Raw genomic sequence first — 17,474 nt, forward strand, 5'->3', positions numbered from 1 at the left:
TAGCGCCCCCGTAAAATCTCACGTTGATCCGTGGATTCAGGCTGAAAAGACCACGCCGAGACGAAACGAGCCGCCGCAACTTCCGCTGGCCTCATTCGCCTTGACAAATGCCGCGAACATGGTTGGCTCATGGCAGTGCCAATTTCCGGAACAGTAGTCCAACCGTGAAAGGAGGTGGCTCATGAGCCACCATGCCGTTGTCAACCCCGCCACAGGCGAAACCATCAGAACTTACCCCCAGCTTTCTGCTGATGAAATCGAGCAGGTTATCGCATCGGCGGATGAGGCCCACCACGGCTGGTCACGCAGCTCTTCAACCAACGAGCGGGCCACACTCCTGCGCAGGGTTGGTGATCTGCATGAGGAGCGCCGCGACAAGCTGGCGGCCACCATCGTGCGCGAGATGGGAAAACCCATCGACCAAGCGCTCGGCGAGATCGATTACTCCGCCGACATCTACCGTTACTACGCCGACAATGCGCAGGAATTTCTGAGGGACGAACCGATCACCCTTCTCAGCGGCAAGGGTTCCGCGTTCATGCGCTCCAACTCTCTTGGCGTGCTGATTGGCGTCATGCCATGGAATTTCCCCTACTACCAGGTTGCGCGCTTCGCTGGACCTAACCTCATGATCGGCAACACGATCATCCTCAAGAATGCCGCCCAATGCCCGGAGTCGGCCGCAGCGATTGAGCAAATCTTCCATGATGCAGGCTTCCCGGCTGGCGCTTACACAAATGTGTATGCGGACAGCGAGCAGGTCGCCACGATCATCGCCGACCCGCGGGTACAGGGCGTCTCTCTCACCGGTTCGGAGGGCGCCGGCGCTGCCGTCGCCGAGGTGGCCGGTCGCCACCTCAAGAAGGTCGTGCTGGAACTGGGTGGGTCAGACCCGTTCATCCTGCTGAGCACCGACGACATGGCCGCGACAGTGGCTGCCGCCGTCGCCGGTCGCCTCCGCAATAGCGGGCAGGCCTGCGACGCAGCTAAGCGATTTATCGTGATTGATGAACTTTACGATGAGTTCACGGAGAAGTTCACCGCCGCCATCCTTGCGAACTCACCCGGAGACCCGACCGTTCACGGTGCCGTCTTCGGACCCCTCTCGTCCCTCGGCGCGGCCGAGCATCTCGAGGAGCAGGTCGAGCGCGCGGTCGCGCAGGGAGCGACCCTGGCGGCCACTGGCAAACGCTCGGGTGCCTTCTACCCGCCTGCCGTGCTCACCGGTGTCACGAAGGACAACGACACGTACCATGAGGAGTTTTTCGGCCCCGTAGCATCCGTCTACCGGGCAGGCTCAGAAGATGAAGCCATCGCCCTCGCGAACGACACTCCGTTCGGGCTCGGCTCCTACCTGTTCACGACCGATCCCGAACAGGCACTGCGGGTCGCCGACCGTATCGAGGCTGGCATGGTTTATGTCAACCTCGTCGACGCCGGCAGCGCAGAGCTGCCGTTCGGCGGGGTGAAAAGAAGCGGCATGGGGCGCGAACTCGGACGATACGGTGCCAGCGAGTTCGTGAACAAGAAACTCATCCGTATCGGCTAGACCCGCCGCAGACTCGGCGAACGCCGTTCAGTCGCCGAGTCTGCGGTGCGCGAGACCTGCTCGTGCCGCCTCGTGGTCGTCCTGGCGTTCACGCAGCGCCTAGCGACTCCCGTACCCGCGTTTTCCGTGGGCAACCGCGAGTTCGACTTTCGCTTGACCATCGCTCACCAACAGCGAGAGTACCGCGATTATGCGTCCACCTCCGTCGCCTTGGTGTGGATCTTCACAGTCTGCGCCCGGGCGGGTAGTTGTTCCAGGTGCCCTAGCCGGGGTGCCGGGTAAAAGTCGTCGGATATTCGACGAGTTCTCAAGCCACCCTTGGCCGAGGGTGCCTCCGCCAGGGATGCCGACTCACACGCGTTCTGCCACCGGTTCTCCGGGTTGCGCAGACCAGCGCCCACCACCTCTGACGCGGAACGGTGATCAGCCAGGTCGGTGCTGGCCCGCGGACGCCGCGGCCACACTTGCTTACCCGGCGTGATCGCCTCAAACAATGGCCGGCTCGACACGTGCGGGTGCCGCAGCCGGACCCGAAGCGCTGACGTCACCGTGGTTAGCCTCGAACAGCATTCATAGATTCGCGCAACGTCGGGCGGATCGCCGCCTCGACTTCGTCCCAGCCCGGCCACATCGGATCGGAGACTCGAGAAATTCACAAGCCACACCTATTTGATGCCGCTGCGCGCGAATCCCTGCACGAAGAAGCGCTGGAACACCAGAGACAGCACCACCATGGGCACCACGTTGATAAGGGCGAACGCCATTGATGCACCGAAATCTGACCCGAATTTGCCCTGCAAGTAGAGCAGGCCGATCGGCAGGGTGAAGAGTTCGTTCTGCTTGAGGGCGATAAGTGGCCAGGCGAAATCATTCCAGGACTGCAGCAGTGTCATGAAGAACAGCACAGCGATCAGCGGCTTTAAGAGCAGCAAAACTATAGTCGCGAGCACTCTAAAGTGACTAGCCCCCTCGATGCGCGCCGCCTCGATCAGGTCGCGCGGGATGGCGAGAATGTATTGGCGGGCAAAGAAAAACCCGCAAGCACTCGCGGCCGTGGGCAGGATGACCGCCCAGTAGCTGCCGTAAAACCCGTGGTTCGTCACGAGCCGAAACAGCGGCACCATAATCACCTGCACGGGGATCATCAACGTTGTCAGGGCGATAAGAAAAGCGAGGTACGAACCGCGAAACTTGAGATGCGCCAGGGCATACCCGCCTCACAGGTTGACGAGCATCGTGAGAACTGCCACCGTGATCGAGATCGCCAAGGAATTGCTAAACCATGTGGCAATCGGGAATCCTGCGAGGACGCGCTCAAAGTTTCCGATCGTAAGGGTACGCGGCCAGACACGCAGTGTGCGACCCAGCAGCTCGGACCGCGACGAGAACGCGACTACAAGCATCCAGTACAGCGGGAACAGCACAACGAAGCTGAAGAGGATCGCCGCAACGATGCGGGCTACGAGCCCCCGTCGCGAGCCTCTGCGTGACCGCGGCGCCCAAGGCGGTGCTCTAGATGAGTGAGTCCTAATGGTCGTAGGCGATGAGGGATCGTTTGTTGGGGGTTCCGAGGAGCCAGTTGTGCCAGATTCCGGCTGCGAGGGCGAGTAGTCGGCCGGCGACGCGGGAGTAAAGGCCCGGGATGGTGCGTCCGCCGTGGTCTTCGAGGGTGAGTTGGCCTTTGAGGGTGTCGAAGACCTCCTCGACCCACTGGCGGATTCCGCCGAGTTTCCCGAAGCGTTTCTTCTCGTCCTTGCGGCCGGGTCGGATCAGGTGTGCGCCGAGTTCGTCGGTGATGAACCCTTCGAACTCGCGGCCGGCGAACCCTTTGTCTCCGACGATGACTTGGCCCTGCTGGATCAGGTGTCGGTCGTGGCGGAGCATGGCTTGGGCAGCTTCGCGTTCGCCGATTTTGGGGTTGGCCAGGCCCCAGACGACGGGCATTCCGTCGCGGGTGCAGATCAGATAGAGGCGGAATCCCCAGAAGTAGCGGGAGTGGGAAGCGCAGTATCCGTAGCCGACGTGTCCGGCGAGGTCGGAGCAGTTCACGCTCTCTCGGGACTTGCCGCAGGGCACCGGGGTGGAGTCGATTAGCCGCGTGATCTCGCCCCAGGACGGGGTATCCCGGGCCAGTTCGGTGATCACTGCGGAGAGGAGCCCGGTGGCTTGGCAGACGCGTTTGCCCCACCCGGATTGTTGGGGCAATCGCGGGAATATGCTCTTCAGATGCGTGTTCGCGTAGCGGATCCATTTTCGGTCCGAGGCGATGCCGAGCAAGTGTTGGGCGACGATAAGGCAGAGCAGCTCAATATGGGTCAGGGCCGGTGGGCGCCCGGGCCGGCCGTGTCTGGAGAACCCCAGCGCGGGGATGATCCGGTCGTCTAGATGGACGTACAGTGTGGTCAGGAGGGTGTTTAGATCTGTCTAGACAAACAGGGTTTAACACCTTCCGCCTTCGATTAACAGCGTCCACGCGGGGCAAATCAGGTCCAACTAACCGGGCGCCATCCAAGCCAAAAGATTAGGACTCACGCATGTAGGCCGGCATTCACGAGCGCTATCGCGGCGTGAGCGCGGTGGGTTGTGTCGGCGGCGACGGTGTCGACGGTGTCGACGGTGCTGGTGGTGAAGTAGGCATGGAATCGATGGGTGTCGAACAGGGTCGGTTGGCCGAAGTTTTTCTTGTTCAGTTCCGGGATCCGTCACACGACCAGGCGCACGGTGTTCTGCTCGGCCTTCTTGCGGGACGTAAACGGGGTGAACGGAACCTCGGTGAACGATGCAGAAACGGCGCGGTTGGTGCGGGCAGCTTGCTTCTACAAGATGCTCATCTGTTTGGTAAATTTGAACTTCAGACGAGTCCAATATTGCTTGATCAGATGGGCAGTCTTGGTTTAATGCGCCGTCAAAACCTCAGGTCGATTGGTGGATTCAGGCTCAGGGCAGGTGTCGAACAGGGGTGCCCGGGGTGGCCCTCAGGTCAACGGACGGGCGGTCTCGACGTAGTCGAGCGTGTGAGACTGATGGCAGGGTCTCGGGCACCCCGCCTCGAATAAGAACAGGAATCGCACATGGAATATCGCACACTCGGCAACAGCGGCGCGGTCGTTTCGACCTACGCCCTCGGCACCATGACTTTCGGCGCGGAGGCCGATCAGGAGATGGCACACACACTCCTGGACACATATGTAGAGGCAGGCGGCAACTTCGTCGACACCGCGGATGTCTACAGCGCCGGGGTCTCGGAGGAAATGATCGGGTGCTGGCTTGCATCGCACCCGACCGAGCGTGAGCAGATCGTTCTCGCGACCAAGGGCCGGTTTCCGATGGGCACCGGACCCAACGATCGGGGAACCAGCCGCCGGCATCTGAACCGGGCACTCGACGATTCGCTACGCCGGCTGGGCACGGATCACGTCGACCTGTATCAACTGCACGCCTGGGACGCGTTGACGCCGCTGGAGGAGACCCTGCGCTTTCTCGACGACGCCATCCGGAGCGGGAAAATCGGCTACTACGGCTTCTCCAACTTTCTGGGTTGGCAGCTGACGAAGGCCGTGTACGTGGCGCGAGCGCTCGGTTTCACGCCGCCGGTCACCCTGCAGCCGCAGTACAGCCTCCTTGTGCGCGAAATCGAATCGGAGATTGTGCCGGCTGCGCTCGACGCGGGCCTGGGGCTTCTGCCCTGGTCGCCCCTCGGCGGAGGCTGGTTGTCGGGTAAGTACCGGCGCGACACGCACCCCACCGGAGCCACGCGCCTCGGCGAGGATCCCGCGCGCGGAATGGAAGCCTGGGGTCCGCGCAACAAGCAGGAACGCACCTGGCGCATCATTGACGCCGTCGCTGAGGTTGCAGCCGAGATCGGTGCCACGAGCGCGCAGGTGTCCCTCGCCTGGCTTGAGGTGCAACCGGCGGTGACCTCGGTCATCCTCGGGGCGCGGAGCGTGAAGCAGCTGGCGGAAAACCTGTCCGCGGCCGACGTGCAACTGAGCCCAAAGCACCTGGAACTGTTAGGCGCACTCAGTTCACCGGTCGTTTCCGACTATCCCTACGGTGAGGCGGCGGTCGCGCAGCGCTTGCGGGTGGTCGGCTTCTAGGCCCGGTGCTCGAGCCGGGCTATTTTCATACCCACGGGGTATTCACCACGGAAGCCATAAGCGACATCCTGTTCTGAGACCAGGAAGCGAAAACCCCGAAGGAGACATCATGACCGTCATCAGTTCGAACACCGACACCGAGGCGCTGACCCTCACCTTCGTGGCCGATTTCGACGCGAGCCCGGAGCGGGTGTGGCAGCTCTGGGAGGACCCGCGTCAGCTCGAGCGCTGGTGGGGCCCGCCGACCTGGCCGGCCACCTTCGAGCGGCACGACTTCGTGCCCGGCGGCCGGTCGAACTACTACATGACCGGCCCGGACGGCGAGAAGGGGCCCGGCTGGTGGGTGACCACGCTGATCCAGCCGCCGCGCCGGTTGGAATTCGAGGACGGCTTCGCCGACGAGAACGGTGACCCGATTCTCGAGATGGGCTCGGTGCGGGCCGTGGTGACTCTGGAGGAGGCAGACGATCGTACCCGCATGACCACGGTGTCGACGTTTGCGAGCCTCGAGCAAATGCAACAGGTTTCCGAGATGGGTATGGAGGAGGGTATGCGCCAGGCCCTGGGGCAGATCGACAGGCTTCTCGCCGAAGACGGCAGCGCCTGACCGGAGCACCGTCGCCGGCGGTCGCGCCTCGCTCAGTGCACCAGCGCCTTGAGTGCGATCAGTGCCAAGCCCATACCCGCTGTTCCCGCCGCGGTGGCGAGCTTCGCGCGTGAACCGGCCTGCCGTTGCCGGGCAGCCCACCAACCCAGCACCGCGAGGGTGACCACAGCAGCCCACAGTGAGAGGTCTACGGCCGCATCCATCGACCACCCGAGGAGTGCCGCGACGATCAGGCAGGCTACCGGAACGATGAGCGCCCATAACAGCCCGGCTGAGCGTTGTAGCGCCTCACGGATCGCCTCCCGCCAGCTCATGTCCCGATTGCCGACGACCTCGGCGTACACATGCGCGCCCCAGAACACCAGGACGGTTCCCACGGTACGGGCGATGAGGGCCGGCAGGCCGGGGTTGTACAGGGAGAACGCGGAAATGAGACCCGCGGTCAGCACAGTGCCGTAGACGGCCTCCGCGTTCATGGCCCGCGACACCCACGGGTAGCGCCGCAACCGGGCATCCAGGTCGAACCCCGAAGGCTTCATCGCCACCGCCATTTCCGCATTGGCAACGCGCTGCCGCCGCGGTCAGCATAGTCGGGCGAGCTGCGGATGACCCTGCATCAGCAACCACGCCGCGCCGGGCGCCGCGCACGCGGACATGCTGACGGGATTCGGACGCGACGCGGCGAAGAACGGGGCACCGGTGACCGCTGCTCAATCGGCATCGGCAGGCGGTCGGCCAGGCTCGAGCGGGCGACTACCAGGTGGAAGCCATTGCGGGCAAGGATAGGCACAACGTCGGCCCGACGGCCACGGTGGAGGGTCAGCGAAGAAGCCCCAGTCCTGCGACTGGGGCTTCTTCATTACGACTTCTGCAGAACTCGGACTAGTGGCTCAGTGCCGGTTCCTCGAACTGGTTCATCGTGTTGTTGGTGCCGCCGGCCTTCAGCGCGGCCTCGCCGGCGAAGTACTCCTTGTGGTTGTCACCGATGTCGGAGCCGGACATGTTCTGGTGCTTGACCGTGGCGATCCCCTCACGGATCTCGCGACGCTGCACACCCTTGACGTAGGCGAGCATGCCCTGGTCGGCGAAGTAGCCCTTGGCCAGGTCATCGGTGGACAGCGCGGCCGTGTGGTAGGTCGGCAAAGTGATGAGGTGATGGAAGATGCCGGCCTCGGCCGAGCCGTCGCGCTGGAAGGTGCGGATGCTCTCGTCGGCGATCTGAGCGAGCTCGGTCTCGTCGTAGGCGACGCTCATCAGCTTCGCGCGGTCGTAGGCCGACACGTCCTTGCCCTCGGCGAGCAGGTTGTCGTACGCCTGCTGACGGAAGTTGAGCGTCCAGTTGAACGACGGGCTGTTGTTGTAGACCAACTTGGCGTTCGGGATGACCTTGCGCACCTCGTTCATCATCCCGGCGATCTGGGCGACGTGCGGCTTCTCCGTCTCAATCCAAAGCAGGTCCGCGCCGTTCTGCAGCGAGGTGATGCTGTCGAGCACGCAGCGGGCTTCACCGGTTCCCTGACGAAACTGGAATAGGTTGCTGGCCAGGCGCTTGGGGCGCAGCAGCTTGCCGTCGCGCTTGATGACGACATCCCCGTTACCCAACTCGGCCTCGGTGATCTCGTCGACGTCGAGGAAGGAATTGTACTGGTCGCCGAGGTCCCCGGGCTGGTAGGTCACGGCGAGCTTCTGCGTCAGGCCGGCACCGAGCGAGTCGGTACGCGAGACGATGATGCCGTTGTCGATGCCGAGCTCGAGGAACGCGTACCGCACGGCGTTGATCTTCGCGATGAAGTCCTCGTGGGGAACGGTGACCTTGCCGTCCTGGTGGCCGCACTGCTTCTCGTCCGAGACCTGATTCTCGATCTGGATGGCGCAGGCGCCTGCCTCGATCATCTTCTTGGCCAGAAGGTACGTCGCCTCGGGGTTACCGAAACCGGCGTCGATGTCCGCGATGATCGGCACGACGTGGGTCTCGTAGTTGTCGATCTGTTCCTGGATGTCCGCGGCCCTGGCGTCGTTGCCGGCGGTACGGGCCCCGTCCAGGGCGGTGAAAAGCAGATCCAGCTCGCGGGCGTCGGCCTGGCGGAGGAAGGTGTAGAGCTCCTCGACCAGCGCGGGAACGGCTGTCTTCTCGTGCATGGACTGGTCGGGCAGCGGGCCGAAGTCGCTTCGCAGAGCAGCGACCATCCAGCCGGACAGGTACAGGTAGCGCTTATTCGTGGTCTTCAGGTGCTTCTTGATCGAAATCATCTTCTGCTGGCCGATGAAGCCGTGCCAGACTCCCAGGGACTGTGTGTAGACGGAGGAGTCAGCGTCGTACTCCGCCATGTCCTTGCGCATGATGTCGGCGGTGTACTGGGCGATTTCGAGGCCGGTCTTGAAACGGTTCTGTGCACGCATGCGGGCGACCGACTCAGGGTTGATCGCGTCCCAGCTGCTTCCGGCCGCGTTCTTGAGAGCTTCGACAGCCTGGGTGTCGTCTTGATAGATGGTCATGTGCATTCCTTCGACGTTGAATTGTGCAGAGCGTTGGACGGCTTCCGGCGGCCCGTTATCGGCTGCTACTTGAAGACTGCTGCAATAACAAGCGGTCTTCTTCACGATCCCCAGCAGAACTTTTGTGGTTCTTCTGCGTTTGAGAAGAAATCCCGGAGTGAGCCGGTCCGGGTCCGGGAATATGCCGAAATCGACGACCCAGGTGGGATCGGCGGGAAGGCCACCCCGGTGGATCCCTCCCCGCGCGACTAGGGTATTGCGCGGAAGAAAACTTTGACAGGAGGACCAGCCGAGCCCTGACCGTGGCTGGAATATTCCTCGCGGGAAAGGCACGGCGGCAGAACCGCACCAAGCAAAGGAAATCGCTATGAACAGCACACCCTCAGTGATCGTTTTCGACGTCAACGAAACCCTCTCCGATATGTCCCCGCTGAGCGCCCGGTTCGTGGAGATCGGAGCCCCGGCCTACCTGGCCCGGGTCTGGTTCGCCTCGCTGCTGCGGGACGGCTTCGCCCTCGCCGCCGCGGGCGGAACCGCACAATTCTCCACGATCGGATCCGAGATCCTGCGCGGGGTCCTCCGCAACGTCGACCTGACCCGTAGCCTCGACGACTCGGTGCACCACGTGATGGCCGGCTTCGAGACGTTGAGCCTGCATCCGGACATTGCCGACGGCATCCGTGATCTGAAAACTGCGGGGTTGCGCCTGGTGACCTTCTCCAACGGATCCGCGCAGGTGGCCGAGTCCCTCCTGACCCGGGCGGGTCTCCGAGGCGAGTTCGAGGCTCTGCTCACGGTGGAAGACGCCCCGGCCTGGAAGCCGGTTCGGGCCGCCTACGACTACGCCGCGGATGTCTGCGGAGTGAAGCCGGGCGACCTTCTCCTGGTGGCCGTGCACCCCTGGGACATCCACGGGGCCGCGCAGGCAGGCCTCCGCACCGCGTGGCTGAACCGCGCCGATGAGACCTACCCCAGCTTCTTCGCGGCACCCGACCACACCATCACCGCCCTCGGCGAACTGGCCACCCAGCTCGCCCACGACTCGCACCCCACCCATCGCCCCTAGCGAATTCACGGAGATTTTGGCTCTGGAGCCCAGGCCAACACCGGCCCACAATCGGAAAATCTCCGTCGAATTCGTTGGGCCGGGCCGTGGTCTGGGGGCACGGGCTGCCGGGAAGGATACCGAGGCCGATGGTGGCGCTCATGATACCCTAGGGGGTATATTGATACTTTCATTGAATCGAGAAGGAGTTACCTATGTGCAGCCCCATTCGTTGTAACCGTTGCGGCAAGATAACCTGGACCGGCTGCGGCGAGCACGTCGACAGCGTCATGGCCGACATCCCGCCCGCTCAGCGCTGCGCCTGCAACGAGGCATGAAGAACCTCGTCGCAGCACTCGTCCTGGCCGGTGCGGCCCTGTTCGGCCTCACCGCGTGCTCCGCTCCGGCCGCCCCGGCGGCTGAGTCCGCCATGGCGGCCGACACCGTCGTGATCGACGTGCGCACCCCCGGGGAGTACGCCGCCGGTCACCTCGAAGGCGCGCTGAACATCGATGTGCAGTCATCCGACTTCGACAGCCAGGCCTCGGCGTTGCCGACCGACGAAGACTACATCGTGTACTGCCGCTCGGGCAGCCGCTCGGCCGCCGCGGCGGCCCGTTTGGCCGATCTCGGGTTCACCTCGGTGACGGATGCCGGCGCCATGTCTGCCGCCACCGTCTCCACCGGTCTCCCGATCGTCACGACCCCGTAGTACCCGCACCACCGGCAGCACTCACAACACCGCGAAGGGCACCCACGAGCGTGGGTGCCCTTCGTTGTGTCATCGGTAGGGCGGAGGGGCCGGTCAGGCAGACGCCCGGTCGGCGGCCTGGCGGGCGGCGATGCTGGCGTGCACCTCGTCCATGTCGAGGCTCCGCACGGCGGTGATGACCTCTTCCAGGGAGGCGGCGTTCAGGGCGCCGGGCTGGGAGAACACCAGCACCTTGTCGCGGAAGGCCATCAGCGTCGGGATCGAACGGATGCCTGCGGCCGCGGCCAGGCTCTGCTCGGCCTCGGTGTCGACCTTGGCGAACACGATGTCGGGGTGCTTCTCGGACGCGGCGGTGAAGGTGGGCGCGAACATGCGGCACGGGCCGCACCAGGCCGCCCAGAAGTCCACCAGCACGATGGAGTTGTCGGTGATGGTCTGGTCGAAGGTTTTCTCGGTGGTGTCAATGGTTGCCATGACTCCAGAATATACCCCATGGGGTATTCTGGTCAAGCGGCGGACGACGCCCGGGGCGGAGCGCCAGGTTGCTTTTCGGATACCCCTGGGGGTATCGTGTTCAACGTGCGATCCGATCGCACGCACGACGCAGGCAAAACGTCAGCACGACGCACGCACGACTTGGAGGACTTCGAACCATGGACGTTATCGTTATCGAAACCCCGCAGCTGGGAGACCGCAGCTACCTGGTGCACGACGGCGCGGTCGCGCTGGTCATCGACCCGCAGCGCGACACCGACCGGGTGGAGGGCGCGGCACGCGAGGCCGGGGTCACCATCACCCACGTCGCCGAGACCCACCTGCACAACGACTACGTGACCGGCGGCTTAGAGCTCGCCCGGGTGCACGGCGCGAAGTACCTGGTCAACGCCGCCGACACCGTCACTTTCGAGCGGGAGCCGGTCACCGACGGCCAGGTCATCCCTATCGGCGGCCTGACCGTCACCGTGGTGGCCACGCCGGGGCACACCCACACGCACGTGTCCTACATCGTCAGCGACGGCAGCGAAGAGGCGGTCTTCTCCGGCGGCAGCCTGCTGTTCGGCTCGGTCGGACGCACCGACCTGGTAGCCACGACCGACACGGTCGGGCTCACCCACGACCAGTACGCCTCGGTACGCCGGCTCGTGCACAAGGCCGAGCACGACGCCGCGCTCTTCCCGACCCACGGGTTCGGCTCCTTCTGCTCCAGCGGACCCGCCACCGGCGCCGGCGCATCCACCATCGGCGAACAGCTCACGGCGAACCACTCCCTGACCGACTCCGATGAGGAGCACTTCGTGCGCGACCTGATCGCCAACCTCACCGCCTACCCCTCCTACTACGCGCACATGGCCCCCGCGAACACGCAGGGTCCCGGCCCCGCGAACCTGCAGGTGCCCGAGTCCCTCGACGCCGCCGAGCTCACCCGGCGCCTGGCCGAGGGGGAGTGGGTCGTCGACCTGCGCAACCGGGTCGCGTTCTCGAGCAACCACCTGCAAGGTGCCGTGAGCTTCGAATACGGCAACGGCTCGAACTTCACGACCTACCTGGGCTGGGTTCTGCCCTGGAACGAGCAGCTCACCCTGGTCGGCGACCGCGCAGACGTCGAGGACGCCATCCGTGACCTGTCGCGCATCGGCATCGACTCGCCGGATGCCGCCATCGGCACCGAGCCGCACGCCCTGGCCCCGGATGCCCCGGTCGCCTCCTACCCGCGTGTGGGCTGGGTCGGTCTGCTGCAGGGCCGCGCCGAACAGGATGTCCTCCTGGACACCCGTCGCGCCGACGAGTTCGCCGGTTCCCACCTACTCGGTGCGGTGAATGTTCCGCTGCACGAGTTGCTCTCCCGGATGGACGAGGTCCCGGCCGGCACAATCTGGGTGCACTGCGGTTCCGGCTACCGTGCCGGGGTCGCCGCCAGCCTTCTGCAGCGCGCCGGCCGTGAGGTCGTGCACGTCGACGGGAACTTCGACGAGGCCGCGGCTGCCGGACTCACCCTGGCCGAGCTGACCGTCTAACCCCATGACGGGGAAGCGAACGGCGATCCACCCGGCCGAGAAGCGCAGTCTGCTCGGCATGGGCGCCGCCGTGGTGGCCCTCCACCTGGGCGGCTGGGGAACCCTGTTCCTGCTGGTGTTGCCGCAGCTGTCGCGCACGGGCGGCGACACCGCGGTGATGCTCGGACTGGCGGTCAGCGCCTACCTGTTGGGGGTGCGGCACGCCGTCGACGCCGACCACATCGTCGCGATCGACAACACCACCCGTCGCCTGGTCGGCGCCGGCCGCCGATCGGTGTCGGTCGGGTTCTGGTTCGCCCTGGGGCATTCCTCCGTCGTCGTGGTCTCCGTGGTCCTGCTGGTGCTCGGCGTCAACGCCTTCGCCGGAGGCCTCGCGGACGACACTTCCGCTCTCCGGCAGGTCACCGGCGTGTGGGGTGCCGCCGTCTCCGGCGTCTTCCTGATCCTGATGGGCGCGCTCAACCTGTCCTCCCTGAAAGGGCTGCGCCAGGTGCTGCGCGACGTGCGGACCGGGAGCTTCGTGCAGAGCGAGCTCGATGGGCACCTCGACAATCGCGGCGTGATCAACCGGCTGCTCCGGCCGATGTCCCGGCTCGTGGACCGGCCCTGGAAGATGCTGCCGATCGGCCTGCTCTTCGGCCTCGGCCTTGACACCGCCGCCTCGATCAGCCTCTTCGTCTTCGCCGGGGTGCTCACGCCGGGCCTGCCCTGGTACGCGGCCCTGGTGCTCCCCGTCGTCTTCACGGCCGGCATGACCCTCTTCGACAGCGCGGATGGAATCCTGATGAACCACGTCTACCAGTGGGCCTCCGCCGACCCGCTGCGGAAGGTCCATTACAATCTGATCGTCACCGGCGTATCCGTCTTCGTCGCCTTCTTCGTCGGCGGGATGGGCCTGATGGCCATGCTCACCGACCTCGGCATCGGCGGCGGAACCCTCCAAATGCTCACGGCCGTCGACCTCACCTTCCGGGGACCGGTCCTGTTCGGCGTTTTCGCGCTGACCGGACTCCTCCTGGTTCTGTGGGCTCGATTCCGCCCTAGTCTGTCCCTGGAAAGGCACTCATGATGGAACTCACCCCGCAGCAGGTCTTCAGCCGCCTGGCCGCGGTGCAGATAGTCGATGTTCGGGAAACCCCCGAGCTTCTCGACGGCATGATCGCCGGAGCCCGGCACATTCCGCTCAGCACGATCACGGAGAACACCGCCGCTCTGGACCCGCAGCGACCCGTAATCCTGGTCTGTCGCAGCGGGAGTCGCAGCGCCAGCGCCGCCGACTACCTCGCTGCCGCCGGGTTCGACACGATCAATATGACGGGCGGGATGCTCGAGTGGACCGCTGAGCGGCTGCCGACTGTTCTGCCTCAGCAACCGTGATCATTGCCGCACTCGTCCTGGGGCTCATCGTCGGGTCCCTGCTGGGCCTGGTCGGCGGCGGCGGGGCAATCATCGCCGTGCCGGCCCTCGTCTACGGGGTCGGCCTGCCGTTGGAGGAGGCGATCCCCACCTCCCTGATCGTGGTCGGAGCGGCCTCCGCCGTCGCCGTTCTCCCGCGGCTCCGTCGCGGCGTCAACTGGCGGCTGGCCTTGATCGTCGGCTCCGCCGGGGTGGCGACTGCCTACCTCGGCACCATGGTCAACCGGCTGCTCGACCCGGGGAGTCTGCTCCTGGCCTTCGCCGTGATCATGGTGATCGCCGGCATCCGCATGCTCATGCCGATCCGGGGTGGCGGCGGCCCCTGTGCGCTCCCGGGCGGGGGAATCAGGTGGCGCAGCTGCCTGCCCCGCGCGCTCGCCACCGGTGCGGTGGTCGGTTTTCTGACCGGGCTGCTCGGCGTCGGCGGAGGCTTCCTCATCGTGCCCGCGCTCACCCTCATTCTCGGCCTGCCCATGAGCGTGACCGTGGGAACCTCGCTGGTCATCATCGTCATCAACTCGATGGCCGGGTTCACCGCGCACCTGGGTGACGTGCAGATCGACTGGGCCGTGACCGGCGCGTTCGCCGTGACGGCCATGGCGGCGTCACTGATCGCCGGCCGGCTCGCCCGCGGACTGTCCGACACGGTGCTGAAACGCGGATTCGCCGTTCTCGTCCTGATCGTCGCGGTCTACGTGGCCGTGCAGGCCGTGATCGTGCTGGTCGACTAGGACAGGGCCAGGAACAGTTTCTCGAGTTCCTCCACGCGGAGGGGCTTCTTGTCACCGGTGTCGCCCTGGTCGGTGAGACACTCCTTCATCGCGGAGCTGATGACCGTGAAGCCGGCGCGGTCGATGGCGCTGGAGACGGCGGCCAGCTGGGTGACGACCGCCCGGCAGTCGGCGCCTGATTCGACGGCGGCGATCACCGCGGCGAGTTGCCCCTGGGCTCGCTTGAGCCGGTTCATGGTCTTGCGCAGATCATCTGGCTTTGTCGGGTCTGACTTCATGTGTATAAAATACCCCATGGGGTATCAACTCTCAATGACAATCGAGGAATCAGCCACACCATGAGAATTTCGGCAGCGTTCACCGAACTCCGCACTTGGCCTCGTCGAAGACGGATGGTCGCAGCCGGCATCGGCGCGGCGGCGTTCACCGCGCTGACCCTCGCCTCGGGCTCCGTTGCCGTGGCCGGCGGATCACTGATGTTCCCCGGTGCCGTCTGGGCCTATGCGGTCACGGTCGTCGGGGCCGGGCTGATCGGCCTGGTCGTCGCCAGCTACTTCGACGCCCCGATCGGCGGGGAAGCCACCCGGTGTGACGTGCGCTGGCCCGTGCTCGGCCTGATCGCGGTCTACCTCACCACCGATCTGTGGGAGGCCGTGCCGCTTATCGCCGGCGCGGTTCGCCCGGTCGTCGCCGTCGCCGCGATCGCGCTACTGGTGTGGGCGCTGCTCGAACGCCTGGGCAGTGAGCACCGTGCCGTCAACGACCGGAGTGAAAACGACGAGGACGGCGAGGTCTGCACGACCTGCAGGCCGCTGTTCCCGGCGACGCGGAGCCGCTGACGCCGTCCGGGCACCTGAGCGTCCACCCAACCGGCAACCCACGGGAACCGGATAGCCCTCGGCAGGGCAGCGGGGCGCGGATACCCCGTGCCCTGCCGAGGCAGGTGCCTAGTAGCTGCGCGGCTGGCGCGGCGGGCGCTCGGTGCGACCCTCGCGACGGACCGGTCCGCCGCCGTCGGCACGGATTTCGATGAGCTTGCCGCTGATGCGGGTGTTCTCCAGTCGGCCGAGCACGTCGCCCGGCATGTCGGCCGGCAGCTCGACGAGCGAGTATTCCGGGTTGATCTGGATGTGACCGAAGTCTTCGCGGCTCAGGCCACCCTCGTTGGCGAGAGCGCCGACGATCTGGCGCGGTTCCACCTTGTGGCGCTTGCCGACCTCGATGCGGTACGAGGCCATCGCGCGGTTGTTGTCGCGGGGGCGGCGTTCCACCCGTTCCACCCGTTCGCCTCGCTCTGCGCGTTCGTCACGGCGGTCGCCGCGACCGGCGTCGGCGCGGGCGCGCTCTGCCCGGTCGCCGCGGTCGGCACGCTCGGGCCGCTGCGCGCGGGCATCCGCCTGGGTGAGCAACAGGGGAGTCTCCCCCTGGGCGACGACCGCCAGGGCCGCCGCGACATCCGCTTCGGGCACGTCGTGATGGGCGACGTAGTGACCGATGATGTCGCGGAAGGCGCCGATCCGTTCGGACTGGCCGAGGGCCTCGGTGATGGCGTCGTCGAAGCGTGCCAGACGGGTGACATTGACGTCTTCGAAGCTGGGCAGCTGCATCTGCGTCAGCGGCTGGCGGGTCGCCCGCTCGATGGCGTTGAGCAGGTGTCGCTCGCGCGGCGTGACGAAGCTGATCGCTGCGCCGCTGCGGCCGGCGCGGCCGGTGCGGCCGATGCGGTGTACGTACGACTCGGTGTCGATCGGGATGTCGTAGTTGACGACGTGGCTGATGCGGTCGACGTCGAGGCCGCGCGCGGCGACATCCGTTGCGACCAGGATGTCCAGCTTGCCGGACTTGAGCTGGTTGACGGTGCGCTCGCGCTGCACTTGGGCCACATCGCCGTTGATGGCAGCGGCGGAGTAGCCGCGTGCGCGCAGCTTCTCGGCGAGCAATTCGGTCTCGTTCTTGGTGCGGGTGAAGACGATCATGCCCTCGAAGTTCTCCACTTCGAGGATGCGGGTGAGCGCGTCGACCTTCTGCGGGTACGACACCATCAGGTAGCGCTGGGTCGTGTTCGCGGAGGTCGTGGTCTTGTTCTTGATCGTGATCTCTTCGGGGTCGTTCAGGTACTTCTTCGAAATCCGCCTGATCTGCGGCGGCATGGTCGCCGAGAACAGGGCGACCTGCTTGTCGTTCGGGGTGTCGGCGAGGATCGTCTCGACGTCCTCGGCGAAGCCCATCTTGAGCATCTCATCGGCCTCGTCGAGCACCAGGTACTTCAGCTGCGACAGGTCGAGCGTGCCCTTTTCGAGGTGGTCCATGATGCGGCCGGGCGTACCGACGACGATGTGCACCCCACGGCGCAGCGCGGAGAGCTGCACGCCATAGCCCTGGCCGCCGTAGACGGGGAGCACGTGCACGCCGCGCATGTGACCGGCGTACTTCTCGAATGCCTCACAGACCTGTAAGGCAAGCTCACGGGTCGGGGAGAGCACGAGTGCCTGCGGGGTCTTCTGCGCCATGTCGAGGCGCGAAAGAATCGGCAGCGCGAACGCGGCAGTCTTGCCGGTTCCGGTCTGGGCGAGGCCGACGACGTCGCGCCCGGCGAGAAGCGGGGGGATGGTGGCGGCCTGGATGGCGGAGGGAGTTTCGTACCCGACGTCCTTGAGCGCCTTGAGCATCGCATCATTGAGCCCGAGGTCGGCGAAGGTTTTCGTGTCGCGGGCAGTATCTGCCTCGCTCTGCGTGGGGGTCGTGTCAGGGGTGTGCATACTACAACGGTAATCCATCGGAGAGTGCGCCCCGTTCGTGCGGGAGG

Annotated in this window: 17 protein-coding genes and 1 pseudogene; 10 read left to right on the top strand and 8 right to left on the bottom strand. The window is 65.4% G+C overall.

Annotated features, from left to right (window positions below):
• Positions 1 to 181: 181 nt before the first annotated feature.
• Positions 182 to 1,549: an NAD-dependent succinate-semialdehyde dehydrogenase gene (locus E3O18_RS06760; protein WP_134417769.1), complete on the top strand. Its 1,368-nt coding sequence runs from the start codon at positions 182 to 184 to the stop codon at positions 1,547 to 1,549.
• A 665-nt stretch (positions 1,550 to 2,214) separates the two neighbouring features.
• Here the strand turns inward: E3O18_RS06760 and E3O18_RS06765 are convergent.
• The 3 genes and pseudogenes from E3O18_RS06765 to E3O18_RS16495 all read right to left on the bottom strand — a co-directional run.
• Positions 2,215 to 2,754 (bottom strand): carbohydrate ABC transporter permease, encoded by a 540-nt coding sequence (locus E3O18_RS06765; RefSeq protein WP_198410901.1) that lies wholly within the window; start codon positions 2,752 to 2,754, stop codon positions 2,215 to 2,217.
• A gap of 322 nt (positions 2,755 to 3,076) precedes the next feature.
• Entirely contained in the window at positions 3,077 to 3,955 is an 879-nt protein-coding gene (locus E3O18_RS06770; RefSeq protein WP_241978140.1) for an IS982 family transposase, read from the bottom strand.
• Positions 3,956 to 4,086: 131 nt separating this feature from the next.
• Positions 4,087 to 4,320, bottom strand: a pseudogene (locus E3O18_RS16495) (IS1380 family transposase); the annotation flags it as partial.
• 300 nt (positions 4,321 to 4,620) lie between these two features.
• Here E3O18_RS16495 and E3O18_RS06775 point away from each other — a divergent pair.
• Complete coding sequence (locus E3O18_RS06775) at positions 4,621 to 5,646, top strand: aldo/keto reductase (protein ID WP_134394550.1); 1,026 nt, start codon at positions 4,621 to 4,623, stop codon at positions 5,644 to 5,646.
• Between the two features lie 109 nt (positions 5,647 to 5,755).
• A complete protein-coding gene (locus tag E3O18_RS06780) occupies positions 5,756 to 6,253 on the top strand; it encodes an SRPBCC domain-containing protein (RefSeq protein ID WP_134417771.1) in 498 nt (165 codons plus the stop codon).
• A 32-nt stretch (positions 6,254 to 6,285) separates the two neighbouring features.
• Here the strand turns inward: E3O18_RS06780 and E3O18_RS06785 are convergent, their stop codons facing one another.
• Together E3O18_RS06785 and E3O18_RS06790 are read right to left on the bottom strand one after the other, a co-directional pair.
• Positions 6,286 to 6,792, bottom strand: a complete 507-nt coding sequence (locus E3O18_RS06785) for a hypothetical protein (protein ID WP_134394548.1) — start codon at positions 6,790 to 6,792, stop codon at positions 6,286 to 6,288.
• Between the two features lie 343 nt (positions 6,793 to 7,135).
• On the bottom strand, positions 7,136 to 8,749 hold the full coding sequence (locus E3O18_RS06790) for an isocitrate lyase (RefSeq protein WP_134398201.1): 1,614 nt from the start codon (positions 8,747 to 8,749) through the stop codon (positions 7,136 to 7,138).
• 367 nt (positions 8,750 to 9,116) lie between these two features.
• On the opposite strand from E3O18_RS06790, the gene E3O18_RS06795 reads away from it, so the two are divergent.
• Together E3O18_RS06795 and E3O18_RS06800 are read left to right on the top strand one after the other, a co-directional pair.
• The gene (locus E3O18_RS06795) at positions 9,117 to 9,815 is read left to right on the top strand and encodes a haloacid dehalogenase type II (RefSeq protein ID WP_134417772.1); all 699 of its coding nucleotides are present in this window, start codon (positions 9,117 to 9,119) and stop codon (positions 9,813 to 9,815) included.
• Positions 9,816 to 10,128: 313 nt separating this feature from the next.
• Positions 10,129 to 10,506: a rhodanese-like domain-containing protein gene (locus E3O18_RS06800; RefSeq protein ID WP_134417773.1), complete on the top strand. Its 378-nt coding sequence runs from the start codon at positions 10,129 to 10,131 to the stop codon at positions 10,504 to 10,506.
• Between the two features lie 93 nt (positions 10,507 to 10,599).
• On the opposite strand, the gene trxA is transcribed toward E3O18_RS06800, so the two are convergent.
• Positions 10,600 to 10,980: a thioredoxin gene (gene trxA / locus E3O18_RS06805; protein WP_134394544.1), complete on the bottom strand. Its 381-nt coding sequence runs from the start codon at positions 10,978 to 10,980 to the stop codon at positions 10,600 to 10,602.
• Positions 10,981 to 11,159: 179 nt separating this feature from the next.
• Between trxA and E3O18_RS06810 the strand changes: the two genes are divergently transcribed.
• The 4 genes from E3O18_RS06810 to E3O18_RS06825 are packed head-to-tail and all read left to right on the top strand — an operon-like array spanning position 11,160 to position 14,668.
• The gene (locus E3O18_RS06810) at positions 11,160 to 12,521 is read left to right on the top strand and encodes an MBL fold metallo-hydrolase (protein WP_134417774.1); all 1,362 of its coding nucleotides are present in this window, start codon (positions 11,160 to 11,162) and stop codon (positions 12,519 to 12,521) included.
• A 4-nt stretch (positions 12,522 to 12,525) separates the two neighbouring features.
• Positions 12,526 to 13,590, top strand: a complete 1,065-nt coding sequence (locus E3O18_RS06815; protein WP_198410898.1) for a HoxN/HupN/NixA family nickel/cobalt transporter — start codon at positions 12,526 to 12,528, stop codon at positions 13,588 to 13,590.
• A complete protein-coding gene (locus E3O18_RS06820) occupies positions 13,587 to 13,898 on the top strand; it encodes a rhodanese-like domain-containing protein (RefSeq protein WP_347232336.1) in 312 nt (103 codons plus the stop codon). The genes E3O18_RS06815 and E3O18_RS06820 overlap by 4 nt, the downstream gene beginning before the upstream one ends.
• Entirely contained in the window at positions 13,895 to 14,668 is a 774-nt protein-coding gene (locus E3O18_RS06825) for a sulfite exporter TauE/SafE family protein (protein WP_134394542.1), read from the top strand. Before E3O18_RS06820 ends, E3O18_RS06825 begins: the two co-directional genes overlap by 4 nt.
• Here the strand turns inward: E3O18_RS06825 and E3O18_RS06830 are convergent.
• Positions 14,665 to 14,946, bottom strand: a complete 282-nt coding sequence (locus E3O18_RS06830) for a metal-sensitive transcriptional regulator (RefSeq protein ID WP_134394541.1) — start codon at positions 14,944 to 14,946, stop codon at positions 14,665 to 14,667. The genes E3O18_RS06825 and E3O18_RS06830 overlap by 4 nt on opposite strands.
• 60 nt (positions 14,947 to 15,006) lie before the next feature.
• On the opposite strand from E3O18_RS06830, the gene E3O18_RS06835 reads away from it, so the two are divergent.
• A complete protein-coding gene (locus E3O18_RS06835; RefSeq protein ID WP_134417775.1) occupies positions 15,007 to 15,507 on the top strand; it encodes a hypothetical protein in 501 nt (166 codons plus the stop codon).
• A 108-nt stretch (positions 15,508 to 15,615) separates the two neighbouring features.
• On the opposite strand, the gene E3O18_RS06840 is transcribed toward E3O18_RS06835, so the two are convergent.
• Positions 15,616 to 17,427, bottom strand: a complete 1,812-nt coding sequence (locus tag E3O18_RS06840) for a DEAD/DEAH box helicase (RefSeq protein WP_134394539.1) — start codon at positions 17,425 to 17,427, stop codon at positions 15,616 to 15,618.
• Positions 17,428 to 17,474: the final 47 nt, after the last annotated feature.

It is taken from the genome of Cryobacterium sp. TMT2-42-4, from assembly GCF_004402645.1.
GTDB classification, from domain to species: domain Bacteria; phylum Actinomycetota; class Actinomycetes; order Actinomycetales; family Microbacteriaceae; genus Cryobacterium; species Cryobacterium sandaracinum.

Bases quoted from the DNA above. Each gene is read 5' to 3' on its own strand.
- E3O18_RS06760 (WP_134417769.1), top strand. From the start codon at position 182: ATGAGCCACCATGCCGTTGTCAACCCCGCCACAGGCGAAACCATCAGA.
- trxA (WP_134394544.1), bottom strand. From the start codon at position 10,980: ATGGCAACCATTGACACCACCGAGAAAACCTTCGACCAGACCATCACC.
- E3O18_RS06790 (WP_134398201.1), bottom strand. From the start codon at position 8,749: ATGACCATCTATCAAGACGACACCCAGGCTGTCGAAGCTCTCAAGAAC.
- E3O18_RS06840 (WP_134394539.1), bottom strand. From the start codon at position 17,427: ATGCACACCCCTGACACGACCCCCACGCAGAGCGAGGCAGATACTGCC.
- E3O18_RS06810 (WP_134417774.1), top strand. From the start codon at position 11,160: ATGGACGTTATCGTTATCGAAACCCCGCAGCTGGGAGACCGCAGCTAC.
- E3O18_RS06780 (WP_134417771.1), top strand. From the start codon at position 5,756: ATGACCGTCATCAGTTCGAACACCGACACCGAGGCGCTGACCCTCACC.
- E3O18_RS06795 (WP_134417772.1), top strand. From the start codon at position 9,117: ATGAACAGCACACCCTCAGTGATCGTTTTCGACGTCAACGAAACCCTC.
- E3O18_RS06830 (WP_134394541.1), bottom strand. From the start codon at position 14,946: ATGAAGTCAGACCCGACAAAGCCAGATGATCTGCGCAAGACCATGAAC.
- E3O18_RS06815 (WP_198410898.1), top strand. From the start codon at position 12,526: ATGACGGGGAAGCGAACGGCGATCCACCCGGCCGAGAAGCGCAGTCTG.
- E3O18_RS06835 (WP_134417775.1), top strand. From the start codon at position 15,007: ATGAGAATTTCGGCAGCGTTCACCGAACTCCGCACTTGGCCTCGTCGA.
- E3O18_RS06820 (WP_347232336.1), top strand. From the start codon at position 13,587: ATGATGGAACTCACCCCGCAGCAGGTCTTCAGCCGCCTGGCCGCGGTG.
- E3O18_RS06800 (WP_134417773.1), top strand. From the start codon at position 10,129: ATGAAGAACCTCGTCGCAGCACTCGTCCTGGCCGGTGCGGCCCTGTTC.
- E3O18_RS06775 (WP_134394550.1), top strand. From the start codon at position 4,621: ATGGAATATCGCACACTCGGCAACAGCGGCGCGGTCGTTTCGACCTAC.
- E3O18_RS06785 (WP_134394548.1), bottom strand. From the start codon at position 6,792: ATGAAGCCTTCGGGGTTCGACCTGGATGCCCGGTTGCGGCGCTACCCG.